Source organism: Nocardia sp. NBC_01730 (assembly GCF_035920445.1).
Classification (GTDB): Bacteria; Actinomycetota; Actinomycetes; order Mycobacteriales; family Mycobacteriaceae; genus Nocardia.
Window position 1 is genome coordinate 790,992 of record NZ_CP109162.1, and the last position, 16,650, is coordinate 807,641.

The 16,650-nt window shown below is 64.1% G+C and carries 10 protein-coding genes and 1 pseudogene; 3 read left to right on the top strand and 8 right to left on the bottom strand.

Going from position 1 to position 16,650, the window contains the following annotated elements:
* Positions 1-226: 226 nt before the first annotated feature.
* The 3 genes and pseudogenes from OHB12_RS02995 to OHB12_RS03005 all read left to right on the top strand — a co-directional run bounded on the left by OHB12_RS02995 (position 227) and on the right by OHB12_RS03005 (position 3,233).
* Entirely contained in the window at positions 227-814 is a 588-nt protein-coding gene (locus tag OHB12_RS02995) for a TetR/AcrR family transcriptional regulator (RefSeq protein WP_327115912.1), read from the top strand.
* 31 nt (positions 815-845) lie between these two features.
* Positions 846-1,775 (top strand): annotated as a pseudogene (locus OHB12_RS03000) (acyl-CoA dehydrogenase family protein); the annotation flags it as partial.
* Positions 1,776-2,222: 447 nt separating this feature from the next.
* Positions 2,223-3,233: a DUF6492 family protein gene (locus tag OHB12_RS03005; RefSeq protein ID WP_327115915.1), complete on the top strand. Its 1,011-nt coding sequence runs from the start codon at positions 2,223-2,225 to the stop codon at positions 3,231-3,233.
* Positions 3,234-3,675: 442 nt separating this feature from the next.
* Here OHB12_RS03005 and OHB12_RS03010 read toward each other — a convergent pair whose 3' ends face one another.
* The 8 genes from OHB12_RS03010 to OHB12_RS03045 form a co-directional block, all read right to left on the bottom strand.
* The gene (locus OHB12_RS03010) at positions 3,676-4,689 is read right to left on the bottom strand and encodes a hypothetical protein (RefSeq protein ID WP_327115917.1); all 1,014 of its coding nucleotides are present in this window, start codon (positions 4,687-4,689) and stop codon (positions 3,676-3,678) included.
* A gap of 122 nt (positions 4,690-4,811) precedes the next feature.
* A complete protein-coding gene (locus OHB12_RS03015) occupies positions 4,812-8,501 on the bottom strand; it encodes a beta strand repeat-containing protein (RefSeq protein WP_327115919.1) in 3,690 nt (1,229 codons plus the stop codon).
* 421 nt (positions 8,502-8,922) lie between these two features.
* Entirely contained in the window at positions 8,923-10,167 is a 1,245-nt protein-coding gene (locus OHB12_RS03020; RefSeq protein WP_327115921.1) for an IPT/TIG domain-containing protein, read from the bottom strand.
* 839 nt (positions 10,168-11,006) lie between these two features.
* Positions 11,007-11,666 carry a response regulator transcription factor gene (locus tag OHB12_RS03025; protein WP_327115923.1) on the bottom strand — a complete coding sequence of 220 codons (660 nt, stop codon included), beginning with the start codon at positions 11,664-11,666 and terminating at the stop codon, positions 11,007-11,009.
* Positions 11,667-12,322: 656 nt separating this feature from the next.
* The gene (locus OHB12_RS03030; RefSeq protein WP_327115925.1) at positions 12,323-13,435 is read right to left on the bottom strand and encodes an ABC transporter ATP-binding protein; all 1,113 of its coding nucleotides are present in this window, start codon (positions 13,433-13,435) and stop codon (positions 12,323-12,325) included.
* 9 nt (positions 13,436-13,444) lie between these two features.
* A complete protein-coding gene (locus tag OHB12_RS03035; protein ID WP_327120855.1) occupies positions 13,445-14,320 on the bottom strand; it encodes a carbohydrate ABC transporter permease in 876 nt (291 codons plus the stop codon).
* The gene (locus OHB12_RS03040; RefSeq protein WP_327115927.1) at positions 14,320-15,288 is read right to left on the bottom strand and encodes a carbohydrate ABC transporter permease; all 969 of its coding nucleotides are present in this window, start codon (positions 15,286-15,288) and stop codon (positions 14,320-14,322) included. Before OHB12_RS03040 ends, OHB12_RS03035 begins: the two co-directional genes overlap by 1 nt.
* A 2-nt stretch (positions 15,289-15,290) precedes the next feature.
* Positions 15,291-16,640, bottom strand: coding sequence for an ABC transporter substrate-binding protein (locus OHB12_RS03045; protein WP_327115929.1), 1,350 nt, complete (start codon positions 16,638-16,640; stop codon positions 15,291-15,293).
* Positions 16,641-16,650 lie beyond the last annotated feature (10 nt).

Here is a 16,650-nt window from a genome sequence, read left to right on the forward strand (position 1 = left end):
CACCATGAGCGACTCATGTACCCACCTCTCGAGGCGAAAACCAGCTGGCTCCGACAAGTCGATCATAAGCCGCGGCGACGGGAGCGGAACTCATGATCTGCTCCGCATGGTGTAGCCGAGCCGTCGTTGAGAAGTCGGCCTTACGTGCCCTGGGGATCGGCCCGAATGTTGAGCAATGCTCAATTAACTGTCAAGCATTGCTCAACAAGGGTGTTACTGTCGGGCGATGACGAAGTCTCAGTCCGCCCGCGCGCGCCTGAGCAAGGAAGATCGGCGGCGCCAGCTCATCGGAATCGGGCTACGCCTGCTTGTTACACGCCCGATTCACGAGATGGCCATCGACGAGGTCGCGGCCGAGGCGGGGATCTCGCGGGGGCTGCTGTTTCACTACTTTCCGACCAAGCGGGACTACTACATAGCGGTTGTGCGTGCCGCGGGCAATCGGTTGCTGAAACATGCGCAGGCGCCGGAGGCGGGTGACTCGCGAGAGCGGGTGTGGGGGATCGCGGAGGGCTTTGTCGGTTTCGTTCGTCGCCGTCGGGAGAGCTATGTTGCGCTCGAACGTGCGGCCGCTGGAGGCGATGATCGAGTGCTCCAGGTCTTCGCCGACGTCCGCGACACGCTCGTCGACCGGGTGCTGGACGCCGCGGGGGAGCGTGATGCCACTGCGTTGGTCCGGCTCGCGGTACGGGGCTGGCTGGCGATGGCCGAGGAGATGGCACTCGAGGCTGCCGATGACGTGACGATGGATCGCCTCGTGGAGCTGGTCGTCGACAACCTCGACTACGCCATCCGTCGGTCCGCCGATCGCTGACCAGCGTCGGGTATGGACGGGGCGGTAGCTGGTGTTCAACTGCAACGCGCCGGATTCGGGCAATACGGAGGTATTGCTGCACTACGGCAGCGACGAGCAGCGCCGGGAATGGCTGAAACCGTTGCTGGCCGGGGAGATTCGGTCGGCGTTCTGTATGACGAGCCGCAAATGGCATCCTCGGACGCAACGAATATGGAGGCCACCGCGGCCGTCGACGGCGACACTGTGGTACTGAACGGCCGCAAGTGGTGGAGCACCGGCATCGGCCACCCGAACTGCCGGTTCGCGATCTTCATGGGTCGTACCGATCCGGACGCCGCGGCACGCGCGGCATTCGATGGTGCTGGTGCCGATCGACACCCCCGGTGTGCGGATCGAGCGGATGTTGCCGATGTTCGGATATCACGACGAGCCCTACGGGCACGGCGAAGTGTCGTTCACCAACGTGCGACTGTCGGTCGGTGCGATAATCGCCGGCCCTGGTCGTGGTTTCGAGATCGCACAAGGCAGGCTGGGGCCGGGACGAATCCATCACTGCATGCGCCTGATCGGTGTCGCCGAGCGTGCATTCGAGTTGGCCTGCCGCCGCGCGACGCAGCGCACCGCATTTGGCAAACCACTGGCGAACCTGGGCGGCAACCGTGAACGCATCGCCGAGGCCCGAATCGCGATCAACCAGGCCCGGCTGCAGGTGCTGCATGCCGCTTGGCTGCTGGATACGGTCGGCGCGATGGGCGCGATCAGTGAGCTGCCGCAGGTGAAGGCCGCGGTGCCGGCGATGGCGGGACGAGTGGTCGATATGGCGATTCAATTGCATGGCGGTGCGGGGCTTTCCGATGATCTGCCGCTGGCCGCCGCGTTCGCGGCCGCTCGTTCGCTGCGCCTGGCGGACGGCCCGGACGAGGTTCACCTCGGCGTCGTCGCGCGTGCCGAACTCGGAAAGTACAAGGAGGACAAATGAGGCGAGTTCTGGTGACCGGCGGGTGTTCCGTGCTCGGCCGCGCAGTCGTGGAACGATATGCGGCCAAAGGGGACCAGATCTGGTCGCCGATCTCGACAACCCCGCCGCCGTCCGCCTCGAGGACAGCTTCGGCGTCGGGCGATCGGAATTCGAAGAAGGATTTCGCCATAATGTTCGAGTCTGTCGATACGAGGGTCGGCTTCGTTCGGGTCAGCGTGGCCGCAGTTCACTGTCCAGTGTGCGCGCCATCATCGCCGATGTAGTTCCGCCAGATCGATGCGCGGGTAGCTCATGCAATCGGCGCCACCGAGAACTGGCGCTGAGTCGGGATTCCTTGGCCGCGCACGCCTTCGATTCCTCCATCGGTGATGAAAAGGTCAGGGCCCGGACGGTATTGCCGCAAGCCTTAGCTATGGTTGCTTGTATCAGCCGTCAGGGAGGGTGAACGTGGCTACCGAAAGTGCGCGCCTACCAGCGATTGATGTCATGGTCCCGGTAGCACCCAAGGACCTTGCCGGTCTGGACGCCTGTATCACAGGGCTGATCACCCACAGTCGCAATCCGATCCGGTCGGTGAATGTCGTCGGGTCGGCTCGACTGGCGGCGCAGGTGAGGGTCGGTGGCGTGGTGAGGTGGATCGGCGAGGAATCGGTGTCGCCGAAGCTCGCGATGATCGAAGCGACCCTGCACGAGGGGGGCGGCGATCACCACAATTCGTCGTGGTATTTCCAGCAACTGATCAAACTGGACTGCTTCGAGATCCTACCGGGTGCGACCGAGCACATCCTGGTGCTTGACGCGGACTACACACTTGTCGACGACGTCGTGTTCATCGACGAGGAGGGCAGATCCTGCCTGGCGCTCGGCTATCCGCTGCAGTGGCGCCTCGATACTCGCGAGCATGGGCTCCCCTCTCGCCACTCCGCGATCGCCGCGGCGACCAGGCTGCTCGCCGAATGGCGCCCCGTCGACCCTTACAGCGGAATGCAACACCACATGGTGTTCGACAGGCAGATCCTCGCCGATCTGATGCGGCGAGTCGAGCATCAGCATCAGCGACCGTTCTGGGAGGCGTTCCTGACGACGGTAGAACATGCCAAATGGACCGGCGCTTCAGAGTATGTGCTCTACCGGCACTTCGCGGTGAAGTTCTTCAGGGAACGGATCCGGTCTCGCCACCTCGACGCAATCGACATCATCCAGCCAGCCGAAAACGCTGTATGGACCTTGGCCGACGCTGTCAACAGCACCCGTCGAGCAGGTGTCCAGGCAATCGGTTGTCACAGCTTCCTCAACTATCGCAACCGAATAGCCACTATGGACTACATACCAGACCAGTTGCGGAGCCATCTGCAAACAACCCAAGGGCCGCTGATGCTCGACCTCAACCAAGGCGCTCTTCGCATCGCTCCTGTCGCCCGGCCTTTGGGTTGTGCCGAGGTATATGCGGACCGATGATCGGGCCTACTGGCCATGCCGGTGAATCCGACGTCTTGCGGCGGGGAGCTCGCCGTTCCATATCCTGCTCCACGTGATTCGATGACAGCGGCCGGCTTCGGCCTCGCATGACCGGCCGCCAATCCAGCGGCGCGGAGGCGTGGTCGATCACCGGATCAGAATTCCTCGTGCCGGTGGCCGTGCGTGGTCGCGGGGAGTGATGAAGGAGCGCCAGATCGACCACATCGTGCGATACCTGTGCCGGCGCGACGAGATCTGCGCGGCCGCTGTCGAAGTCGACGACGAAGCTATGCGCACCTTCCCAAGCGGCTGATAGCGTGTCCTGTAGGACGTCCTCGGCGTCCTGGAAGAATCCGTGTATCCGGTGGCAGTGCACCCTGCAGCTCTCGACGGTGCGGTTTGCTCAGCTATCGGGACGCCCCCCGCCCCATGCCTGCGTCGCTCACCCACTGGTGGTCGATTCGATCAGCAGATGTTCCAAACCGGCCGTTTGGTCGGAGTACTTGTGGACGCCGATGACCGCGACGAACTCGCGATCGTCGACACGCTGGTGCAGAGGGCACCAATAGTTGGCGAGATACCACCCTGCCCCGGCGGTGCCGCGCGGACCCAAACCCGTGCAATATATCCAGTATCGGTCGGGGTGCAGGTCCGGGCTCGGTCGCACCCGCGCGATGATGCCGATGTTGCGGTTCTCGCTCGAGACATACCGGTTTCCATCGGTCAGCTGCACGCACTCCGAATAGGAGCCATCCTCGGCAGGGCTGTTACGGATGGTGAAGAGTGGACGCTCGACGGTTTCGAGATACAGATGGGTGCAGTCGTTGCTGCTCAGTCCGAAGCTGATGAACGGGCGGTCGCAGCGCGCGACGATGTCGCGGTCGCTCTGGAGGGTGATCGGAATGCTGGTGCGGCGCTGGAGCAGAGAGGACACATACAGCAACCCTCGAACATCGTTCTCCGCCACAACCACCGGGAAATCGGCGTGATGTCGGTCCGTGAACGCACTTTCCTTCTTCCCGAATATGCGCTGACGGGGAATCCCCGCCTCCCCGAGTGCGTTCAGGGACGGCCCGGTCAGCTCGAATGTCGGGTACACGAGAGTTGCACCCCGGGTGGTCATCTCGGCTCCGAGGAAAGCCCGGAGCTGGACTTCGGCGACTGACAGATCAGCCCCGTGCGGTCGAGCGGTGGTGACCGGCACCGAGTCGGCCATCTGAAACAATCCTTCGACCGTCCAGCCCGGAAACATCTTCTCGAGAACCCGGCAGTGATAGTCGCGGGGAAGCCCGATCATGCGGCCCGACAGCCACTGGTAGTACTGTGCCTTCGCCGGCCCATGACCACAGGGAATGGGCGGGTCGAGTAGGGCGGCGCACTTGTCGTACGCGGCCAGAAAATCCGGATGACTTTTGAGATGCCGCTCCGCCAGGAGCATCTTCAGTACGGTCGCCAACGAAAACCCCCTTACCCCTGCAGCCTCCGTCCACGGTGGCGGAGACTCTGTCGCTATACGCTCAACTGCAACGAGACTGGGCCGCCGACAGTAACCTGCCGACGGCCCAGCCGCATCAGCCGTCAGATATAGGTATAGGCGATGCCGTTACTGGTTCCTCCGGAGGTTGTGACGGTGAGTTGCACGGTTCCTGTCCCCGCAGCGGTGACGGCCGTGATCTGGGTTGCGGAGTCGACGGTGAACGAGGCCGCCGGTGTGCCACCGAACGTGACGGCTGTGGCTCCCGTCAGCTCTGTCCCGATGACGACGACCGTTGTCCCGCCGGCGGCCGGGCCTACATTTGGAACCACCGTGGTCAGGGTGGGTACCCCAATGTAGGTGTAGACGATGCCGTTGCTGGTTCCACCCCCTGTGGTGACGGTGAGTTGCACGGTTCCCGTCCCGGCGGGGGCGACGGCGGTGATCTGGGTTGCGGAGTCGACGGTGAACGAGGTTGCCGGTGTGCCACCGAAGGTGACCGCGGTTGCTCCCGTCAGGTCCGTCCCGGTGAGGACGACAGTTGTGCCGCCGGCGGCCAAGCCCACATTCGGAAGCGCAATGGCCAGGGTGGGTGCCGGAATGTAGGTGTAGGCGACGCCGTTGCTGGTTCCTCCTGCGGTGGTAACGGTGACTTGCACGGTCCCGGTCCCGGCGGGGGCGACGGCGGTGATCTGGGTTGCGGAGTCGACGGTGAACGAGGTTGCCGGTGTGCCACCGAAGGTGACCGCGGAGGCTCCTGTGGAGAGCCCCGTCCCTGTGAGGACGACGGTCGTCCCGCCGGCGGCCAAGCCCACATTCGGAAGCGCAATGGCCAGGGTGGGTGCCGGAATGTAGGTGTAGGCGACGCCGTTGCTGGTTCCTCCTGCGGTGGTAACGGTGACTTGCACGGTCCCGGTCCCGGCGGGGGCGACAGCGGTGATCTGGGTTGCGGAGTCGACGGTGAACGAGGTTGCCGGTGTGCCTCCGAAGGTGACCGCGGTTGCGCCCGTCAGTCCGGCCCCGACGACGACGACAGTTGTCCCACCGGCTTGCAAACCCACATTCGGAACCGCCGTTGTCAGGGTGGGAACCGCGACGTAGGTGTAGGCGATGCCGTTGCTGGTTCCTCCTGCGGTGGTGACAGTGAGTTGCACGGTCCCGGTCCCCGCCGGTGCGACGGCGGTGATCTGGGTGGCGGAGTCGACGGTGAACGAGGTTGCCGGTGTGCCACCGAAGGTGACCGCGGAGGCAGTGGACAGCCCCGTCCCGGTGAGGACAACTATCGTCCCGCCCGATACCGGGCCCACATTCGGAATCACCGTGTTCAGGGTGGGTACCGGAATATAGATGTAGGCGAGGCCGTTGCTGATTCCTCCTGCGGTGGTGACGGTGAGTTGCACGGTCCCGGTCCCTGCCGGTGCGACGGCGGTGATCTGGGTGGCGGAGTTGACGGTGAATGAGGTTGCCGGTGTGCCACCGAAGGTGACTGCGGTGGCTCCTGTCAGTCCCGTGCCGGTGACGACGACCGTTGTGCCGCCGGCTTCCAAGCCCAGATTCGGAACCACTGTGGTCAGTATGGGTGCCGGAATATAGGTGTAGGCGAGGCCGTTGCTGGTTCCTCCTGTGGTGGTGACGGTGAGTTGCACGGTCCCGGTCCCTGCCGGTGCGACGGCGGTGATCTGGGTGGCGGAGTTGACGGTGAATGAGGTTGCCGGTGTGCCACCGAAGGTGACTGCGGTGGCTCCTGTCAGTCCGGTGCCGGTGACGATGACCGTTGTCCCGCCGGCGGCCGGGCCCACATTCGGAACCACTGTGGTCAGGGTCGGTGCCGGAATATACGTGTAGGCGAGGCCGTTACTGACTCCGCCCGCCGTGGTGACGGTGAGGAGGACGGTCCCGGTTCCGGCCGGTGCGACGGCGGTGATCTGCGTGTCGGAGTTGACGGTGAACGAGGTTGCCGGTGTGCCACCGAAGGTGATCGCGGCGGCAGTGGACAGTCCCGTCCCGGTGACGATGACCGTCGTCCCGCCGGCTTCCAAGCCAACATTCGGAAGCACTGTGGTCAGGGTGGGAACGGCGACGTAGGTGTAGGCGACGCCGTTGCTGGTTCCCCCGGCGGAGGTCACGGTGACTTGCACGGTCCCGGTTCCGGCGGGGGCGACCGCGGTGATCTGGGTGGCGGAGTCGACGGTGAACGAGGTTGCCGGTGTGCCTCCGAATGCGACTGCGGCGGCTCCCGTCAGTCCCGTGCCCGCGAGAACCACCGTTGTCCCGCCCGATACCGGGCCCACATTCGGAACCGCCGCCGTCAGGGTGGGAACCGCGACGTAGGTGTAGGCGACGCCGTTACTGGTTCCACCTACGGTGGTTGCGGTGATCTGCACGGTCCCGGTCCCCGCCGGTGCGACGGCGGTGATCTGGGTGGCGGAGTTGACGGTGAACGAGGTTGCCGGTGTGCCTCCGAAGGTGACCGCGGTGGCTCCTGTCAGTCCCGTGCCCGCGAGAACCACCGTTGTCCCGCCCGATACCGGGCCCACATTCGGAACCACCGTGGTCAGGGTGGGAACCGGAATATAGGCGTAGGCGACGCCGTTGCTGGTTCCGCCCGCGGTGGTGACGGTGACTTGCACGGTGCCTGATCCAGCGGGGGCCACGGCCGTGATCTGGGTAGCGGAGTTGACGGTGAACGAGGTTGCCGGTGTGCCACCGAAAGTGACCGCGGTGGCTCCTGTCAGTCCCGTCCCGGTGAGGACGACCGTTGTCCCTCCCGCGCCTGAGCCCGAGTTCGGAACCAGCGTGGTCAGAGTGGGAACCGAGACGTAGGTGTAGGTGACGCCGTTGCTGATTCCGCTCGCGGTGGTGACAGTAACTTGCACGGTCCCGGTTCCGGCCGGGGCGACGGCGGTGATCTGCGTGTCGGAGTTGACGGTGAACGAAGTTGCAGGTGTGCCACCGAAGTTCACCGCGGCGGCAGTGGACAGCGCGGTCCCGGTGAGGATGACCGTCGTCCCGCCGGCCGCTGGCCCTGAACTGGGAGTGACCGAGGTCAGGCTGGGGACCGCGGCATAGGTGTAGGCGAGGCCGTTGCTGGTTCCACCCGAGCCGGTGACGGTGACCTGCACGGTTCCGGTCCCAGGAGGGGCGATGGCAGTGATCTGCGTGGCGGAGATTATGGTGAAAATGGTCGCGGTCGTGCCGAACCGTACGGTCAGCGGGCCGGTGAACCCGGTGCCGGTTATCGTGACAGTGTTACCGCCCGAGGCGGGTCCCGCGGTCGGCGAGATGGAAGTGATAGTAGGTATCACGACATAGATAAACGGGACCGCACCACTGGTGCCACCGGGGCCGGTGACCGTGACCGGCACGATCCCATTCCCGGCCGGGGATACGGCCGTGATCTGCGTGTCGGAGTTGACGGTGAACGAAGTCGCCGGTGTGCCACCGAAATTGACCGCGGTGGCTCCAGTCAGGCCCGACCCGGTGAGCGTGACAGTAGTCCCGCCCAACGTGGACCCTTGGTTGGGGCTGAGGCTGTTCAACGCGGGAACCGCGACGTAGTTGAAGGGAACCCCGTTGCTGGTGCCACCATTCGACGTGGTAACGGTGACCAGCACCGTACCGACCAAATAGGCTGGGGCGATGGCCGTGATCTGCGTGGGCGAGTCCACCGTGAAGGATGTCGCCACATTGCCGAACTTCACGCTCGTGACAACAGGGTCGAACCCGGTGCCGGTTATCGTGACACTGGTATTGGCGGGCCCTGAGGTTGGGGAGAGGGAAGTGATGGTAGGCATGGTGCTGCCTCCTTGTTGCTGGGTGATGGTTCCTCTGCACCGGGGGGTGCCCGATTCGCTTAGTGGCCCGGCACTTTCCATTAACACCCCTAGACCGGCACCTGGGCAACGTGTCTTCCGATCCGTTTTGGTCCGTTTTCGGATTGTTGCCAGGCGTTGACGGCGCCGAGGGCGAGGGGTAGAAGGCCTTGTCGGGCGTTGCGGCAGCGTCGTTTTCGGCGACGCTGTGGTGCCGTTGGTGGCGCAGCGCCGAGACCGGTCGCCGATGGCTTCGCGACTGCGAGGGTGCGGCGCCGGTCGACGAGGACTCGCGGTGTACCGGAACGACAACAGCTGAAGGGACCGGCCCGTGAATCCGGGTCGGTCCCATTGGCGATCGCATTTGCCATAGCTCGGGCTGAGGCCCATGCGGGTGGTGCGGTCAGATGTAGGTGTAGGAAACGCCGAAACTCGTTCCGGCCGCAGTGGTGACCGTGACCGGCACCGTACCTGTCCCGGCAGGAGCCAACGTAATAATCAGCGTGTCCGACAACACGAAATAGAACGTCGCCGGCGTAGTACCGAAATGTACCGCGGAAGCACCCGTGAACCCGGTGCCGGTCAAAATCACCAAAGTTCCCCCGATCGCCGGCCCCGAATTCGGAGTGATCGAAGCCACGGTGGGAACCGTGGGAACCGACACGTAGGCGAACGGCAGCCCGTTACTCGAACCCGCCGCCGTGGTGACCGTCACCTGCACCGTACCGAGCCCCGCAGGAGCAACCGCCGTTATCTGCGTATCCGACACGACCGTGAAGGAAATCGCGGGCGTAGCACCAAAACTCACACCCGTGGCACCGGACAGACCCACACCGGTCAGCGTGACCATAGTCCCCCCGGCGGAAGGACCCGAATTCGGAATCAACGAAAGCAGGATCGGTGGCAGCACATAGGTGTAGGAAACAGCGTTACTCGTACCGCCCACAGTGCTGACCGTGACCGGCACCGTGCCGAGGCCCACTGGAGTGACGGCGGTGATCTGCGTATTCGAATTCACCGTGAACGAAGTCGCCGGAAGAAAGCCGAAGAACACCGCAGTAGCACTCGTGAACCCGGTGCCGGTCAAGACGACCGTAGTCCCGCCGGTCACCGGCCCCGAATTCGGACTGATCGAAGTCAGCGTAGGAACCGGAACATACGTGAACGGAACCCCGGCACTCGTACCAGCCGCAGTGGTGACCGTGACCAGCACCGTACCCGTCCCCGCAGGAGCCAACGCGACAATCAGGTTGTCCGACAACACGAAATAGGACGTCGCCGGAGTAGCGCCGAAACTCATCGCAGTAGCACCTGTGAACCCGGTGCCGGTCAAGGTGACCAAAGTCCCGCCGCTCACCGGCCCCGAACTCGGAGTGATCGAAGCCACCGTGGGAACGGCGGGAACCGATACGTAGGTGTACGAAACGCCGTTACTCGTACCGGCCGCAGTGGTGACTGTGACCTGCACCGTACCCGTCCCCGGCGGAGCGATCGCGGTGATCTGCGTACTGGAATCAATGGTGAAAGTGGTCGCGGTCGTACCGAACCGCACGGTCGTGGGACCGGTGAAGTCGGTGCCGGTGATGACCACACCGTTGAACCCCGAGGTGGGCCCCGATGTCGGCGAGAGCGAAGTGATAGTAGGCATGGCGCTGCCTCCTTGTCGATGTGCTGAAGAGGGTGACGCGGGGGTTAAGAGGGCTCCGTCTGCACCGGGTGCCGACTCCTGTTATGGCCGGGCTCTATCCAGTAACGCCCCAGCACCGCCACTCGGACAATGAGTCCTTGGATCCGTTTTCGAGTGAACCCGGATCCGGACCGATGTTCGCGCTGGTCGCCTCGTCACCGGTTAGGTGTTGCGTGTCCAGCGCCGGAGCCGACTGCGACTGCACCCTCGCCCGGTGCCGACCCGCGTCAACGACGTTGCCATCACGCCCTACCGGCGGGTCCGATCGACAGCGTGCGATCGGTCGTCTACTGCGTTATCCCGACCGGCTGACCGCTGCCATCGCACGGGACGGATGCGGCAACACCGCAGTCGACAACGCGGACCGAGAGCACGGGTACTCGGGCCGAGATCCCTGCTCGGTCACCACCATCGACGACGGATTCATCGGACTTGCCTGATCGGCCCGGCCGGACGAACTCCGCACGCGGCAACGCGCCGGGTCGAGCGCAGGCGGGGCGGCCGCCTTGTGTCCTCGTAGACGGCGATGGCGACGTTGGAGAGACCGGCCGGAAGTCGGGGTACGCAGCCGATCGGCGATATGCGACTCGATGAGGACGTCATCGGCAGGCCACGAGGGTGCGAGGCCGAGTAGCGGCACATCGCCCCGGCGGTAGTCGATGTCGGCGTTGCGGGTCGTTGCGTGTGGGGTCTTCCGCCCGGAGCTACCGCAACCACCGTGCGCATGTGCCACTGCGGCGACATCGTCAAGATCAAAAACTTGGCGGGCTGAGTCAGTTACCCGGATCCGGATAGATCGATCACTCGGACGGAAGGCAATCGTCCGGGAGGGATCGGATTCTGTGCCCGAGATGCTCTGCCACGTCCGCGCGTTGAGTCACGCCGAGCTTCTCCAGGATGTTGTGCACATGATTCTTGACCGTGCATACCTCGATTCCCAAGCATGCGGCGATCGCACGGTTACTCAGGCCGAGCGCGATGTGATCGGCGACCTCCGACTCGCGGGCGGTGAGCAGTGGGCGTGAGCGACGCAGGCTATTTTCATTGGCAAGCGTGGCGACTCGGCGCATCAGCCCGGCCGCGATCACCGGTGAGCACAGCATTTTCCCTTGTGCCGCATGCCGTATCGTCGCGATGAGATCGTCGATGGATCCTTCGCGCGGTACGTATCCGACCACCCCCGCTTCCGCGCAGGCGACGACACGCTGCTCGGTTTCCGGGAGCGCGAGAGCCACGATCTTGGTATTTGGGAATTCTCTGGCATACAGCCGTGCGCTCGCCGAACTGTTCACCGCGGACATGTCCAGCAGGAGGATGTGCGGGACGACTTGACGAGCGAGGTGGAGTCCGTCGACGGGATGCTCACACGTGGCGATCTCACCGATGTCGCGAAGCGCGGATAGTACCGATGCCAGCCCTTCGCGGTACAGCCGGATCGGCGAGACGATGACTATCCGCAACGCGGACTCTTCGCTTCGGCAAACTGCACGGGCCCCTTCGAGCATCCCCCTCAGCACCCCTTCGTGAAGCCCGCCATCAGCAGAGCGACAAGGGCCTTCGCGCTCCCTCCTGGCCGGTAGCCGAAAGGATTCAGCGACGCCATCATTCCTCCTTGACCGCGGCTAGGATTGCGTCCACCTACCTCGATCGCCCGCAGTGGCGCTGTCTCCTTGTCGCTGTTTCCTCTGCACCTGGGGTGCTCGGCTCTATTACTATTAAGTCCCCTGGACTGGTAGCCGGGCAATGCGTCTCACGATCCGTTTTCGTCCTTTTTCGGATTGCTGCCACGCATGAGCATGCCGGGCGTTCGGGTCGACTCGGCGTTGCGCGCTCGACCGGTCCGTATCGGACACGAGCATCCGCTCATTGCGCTCCGGCAGGTCGCGGAGGAGTACGCGCTTCTCGGTCGAGAGAGTTTCTCCCAAAACAACTTTCTGGTAGTCGCTGCCGAATGCCCTTGGCGAGGTTGTGTCGCGCGGATCTACTGGCGTGGCTTCGGCGGTCGTCGGCTCCAACCGTTCCACCCGCGTGACCGCGTCACCGAGTTGCGCACGTATGCCGTCAACTGCGTCGCCCGCCGATATCGCGGAGCGAAGTTGAGAAATGATTCGGGGTGTCAGTCCGCGATTCGTGTTCCGTTGGCGGGATGGAACAGGTGAACCGAGGCGGGATCTTTGACCTGCAGCGTGAGTGATTCCGAGATCTTGGCCGGGGCACGGGTCGCCGAGCGGGCGACGAAGGTGAACGACTCGCCGGCGAGGCCGGTGATCGGCGCATCCGGAATGCGCGCGTAGATGTATGACTCGTTGCCGAGTTCCTCGACGAGTTCGACGGTGACCGCGAAACCTGTGCCGTCGCGGCGGAGTTCGAGCTGTTCGGGCCGGATACCGATGGTCACCGTGTCCAATCCCGCCTCGCCGAGGCGGGTCATCTTCTCGCGCGGTAGTTTCATCGTGGTGTTGGCGATGTCTACGCCGCCGGAGCTGATGGGCACCCGGAACAGGTTCATGGACGGTGATCCGATGAATCCGGCGACGAACGCATTCGTAGGCCGATCGTAGAGTTCGGCGGGGGTGCTGAACTGCTGCAGCCGGCCGTTGCGCAGCACCGCCACCCGATCGCCCATGGTCATGGCTTCCACTTGGTCGTGGGTGACGTAGACGGTGGTGGTGCCGAGCCGCCGTTGTAGCGCGGCGATCTGGGTGCGGGTCTGCACGCGCAGTTTGGCGTCGAGGTTGCTCAGCGGCTCGTCCATACAGAACACCCGCGGCTCGCGCACGATGGCGCGGCCCATCGCCACCCGCTGCCGTTGTCCGCCTGACAGTTTCGCTGGTTTGCGGTCCAGATAGGGGGTGAGGCCGAGCAGTTCGGCCGCCTCGGCGACGCGGCGCTTGCGTTCGGCCAGCGGCACTTTCATCATCTTCAGCGCGAAACCCATATTCTCGCCGACGGTTTTGTTGGGGTACAGCGCGTAGTTCTGGAACACCATGGCGATGTCGCGGTCCTTGGACGCCACGCCGACCATGTCCTGGTCGTCGATGCGGATGGAGCCGGCGTCGATTTCCTCCAGACCGGCGAGCATGCGCAGCGCGGTGGACTTGCCGGAGCCTGATGGCCCGACCAGGACGATGAACTCGCCGTCGGCGATATCGAGGTCGAGCGAGTCGACCGCGAGCGTGTCCGCGCCAGGGTAGACGCAGGACGCGGAGTCGTAATGGATTGTGGCCATTGGCTTTCCTTATTTGATGGCGCCGAAGGACAGGCCGCGCACGAGCTTGTTCTGCGCGAGCCAGCCGGCGAGGACGACGGGCAGGGCGGCGAGCACGGCGGCCGCGGACAGCCGGGCCCAGTACAGGCCCTCGCCGGTGATGAAGCCGACCAGGAACACCGGAATCGTCTGTGCCTGTACGGCGGTCAGGTTCACCGCGAAGAAGAATTCGTTCCAGGAGAAGATGAGGCAGATCAGCGCGGTGGCGGCGATGCCGGGGGAGACCAGCGGCAGGATCACCTCGCGCACCGCGGTCCACAGGCTCGCGCCGTCCATGCTCGCGGCCTCGAGTAGCTCGCCCGGTACTTCCAGGAAGAACGATCGCATCATCCACACCGCGATCGGCAGATTCATGGCGGAATAGAGAATGACCAGCGCCCAGATGTTGTCGAGCAGCCCGATGTCGCCGACGATCACGTACAGCGGCACGATCGCGGCCACGATCGGCAGCATCTTGGTGCCGATGAAGAACATCAGCGCATCGCGGGTGTTGTGTACCGGGCGCAACGACAGCGCGAACGCAGCCGGAATACCCAGGGCGAGAACGAGAACAGTCGACATCACGGTGGCGAACGTGGAGTTCAGCAGAGTGGTGCCGATGCCGCTGTGCAGCACCTCCGAGAACTGGTGCAGAGTCGGGGTGAAGACGATCTTCGGCGGATCGGTGTAGGCGTCGCCCTCCTGTTTGAAGGCCGTCAGCACCATCCACAGCACCGGGAAGAACATTCCGATGCCGACCACCCAGGCAAGCGCACCCCACAGCATCTCGACCCGACCGCGTCGGCGCCGGATCGGAACATGCTGTACCGCAGTGGGGTTGTCGATGGGAGCGGTTGGGGTGGTCATCATGCCGCCGCCTCCTTGCCGGTGAATGATGTGAACAGCAGTCGCAGCGCGAGCGTCGCGACGATGGTGGTCGCGATCACGGTGACGACACCCATCGCCGCGGCCTGGCCGATGTCGAAACCGAGGAAGGCGCGCTGATAGATATAGAAGGGCAGATTGGAGCTGGCGATGCCAGGCCCGCCCGAGGTCATCATGTACACCGCGTCGAAGGTGTTGACCAGATAGATCGCCCCCAGCACGGCTCCCAGTTCGATGAACCGGCGCAGATGCGGCAAGGTGAGTTCGCGGAAGACCTGCAGGGAGTTCGCGCCGTCGACGCGGGCCGCCTCGACGATGTCGCGCGGCATCGACTGCAGCCCGGCCAGGATCAGCAGCATCATGAAGGGTGTCCACTGCCACACCAGATCCGCCATCACCGCGGGCAGCGGATACCTGCTCACCCAGTCGATCTGGCCGGCCCCGAACGGTTTCAGCACGAAATTGACCAGTCCGAACACCGGATCCAGCATGGTGGTTTTCCAGATCAGCGCCGCCGCGACGGGAGTCACCAGAAATGGCGTGATCAGCAAGGTGCGCACGATGCCACGGCCGAGGAACGTGCGATCGAGCAGCAGTGCCAGCAGCAGCCCGAGGATCACCGCGATGATGACAGTTCCGACGATCATGATGACTGTGTTGAACGTGACCTGCCGGAACTGGCTGTCGCGGAACACATCCACGTAATTCTGTATCCCGGTGAAATGCTGCGAGCCCGGCCGGATCAGGTTCCACGACTGTGTCGAGTAGTATAGCGTGAACACGAACGGCACCTGGGTGACCACAACCATGAAGATCAGTGCCGGCAGCAGCGGACCGCGCCGGCGCCAGGCCTCGCCGCGCGTGAGCTGGTCTCGCCGCGCGACGATCGTCGGGGGTGTCTCAGCGGTCGGATGCTCGGAAGCAGCGGGAGCTGTGGTGGTTTCAGACATGACTACTGGTTCCCTCGATATGACCTGCCGACCGCGTCGGCGTATTGCTGGGCTTGGTCGAGTGCGTCACGGACGCTGATCCGACCGGCGATGGCGGCGCTGATCTGCTGGCTCACTCTGGTTCCGAGATCCTGGAACTCCGGTATGGCGAGGAATTGGATTCCGGTGTAGGGAACCGGCTGCACGGTGGGATGTTCCGGATCGGCCCCTTGCATCGACGACAGCGTCAACGGACCGTATGCCTCCGATGCCTCCGCGTATTCGGGAATCCGATAGGTCGACATTCTGCTGCCTGGTGGAACATGTGACCAGCCGAGCTTCTCGCCGACCGTCCTGATGTAAGGCTTGCCGGTCATCCAGGAGATGAATTTCCACGCCGCATCGGGTTTATCGCTGGATGTGGGAATCCCCAGCGACCAGGTGTACAGCCAGCCGGAATTCGGCTTCTGCGCGACCGGCGCCGGTGCGTACCCGATCTTGCCGACCACCTTGCTGGATGCGGGATCTTCCAGCACCGAGACTGCCGACGTCGCGTCGTACCACATGGCGGTGTTGCCCTGGGAGAGTTGCGTCGCGCACTCGCTGAATCCGCTGGTGGCTGACCCGGGTTCGCCGTGGGCGCGCACCAGGCCGATGTAGAAATCGACGGCACGAACCACTTCTGGACTTGTGAGCTGGGCGTGCCAGTTCTCGTCGAACCAGCGTCCACCGAAGGTGTTGATGACAGTGTTGAGGGGGGCCAGCGATTCGCCCCAGCCTGGCTTGCCGCGCAGGCAGATTCCGGACCGGCCGTGCGTGGGATCATCGAGCTGGGCAGCGTATTTCCCGACCTGATCCCAGGTCGGGTTGTCCGGCATGGTGATTCCGGCCTGTTCGAACAGGTCCTTGCGGTACATCAGGAACGAGGATTCGCCGTAGAACGGCACAGAATACATGTCGCCATGGTGGGATAAGGACTTCTGCAGTGACGGGATGAAATCCTCTTCGTCGTAGTCGGGCGACTCGCGCTGGTAGTTCGACAGGTCGACGAGCCAGCCGTTCTTCGCCCACTGTGGAGTTTCATAGTTGCTGATCATCACCACATCGAATTCGCCACCGTGGGTAGCTACCGAGGCGGTGATCTTGGCGCGCGCCTCGTTCTCCGACAACGACACGAATCTGAGTTTCGTGCCGGGGTTTTCGCGTTCGAACTCGCCGGACAGCGCGATGGCGTCCTGCATCTGCGAGTTCGAGACCATCGCGATGGTGACGGTGTCGCTGCCGGAGGTGAACGATCCGGCGCCGGCACAGCCGCCCACCCCCATCACGGCCGCAACAGCCAGCGTCGCCACGGCTTTCGCACGCTTTCTCATCGGGCGGTGT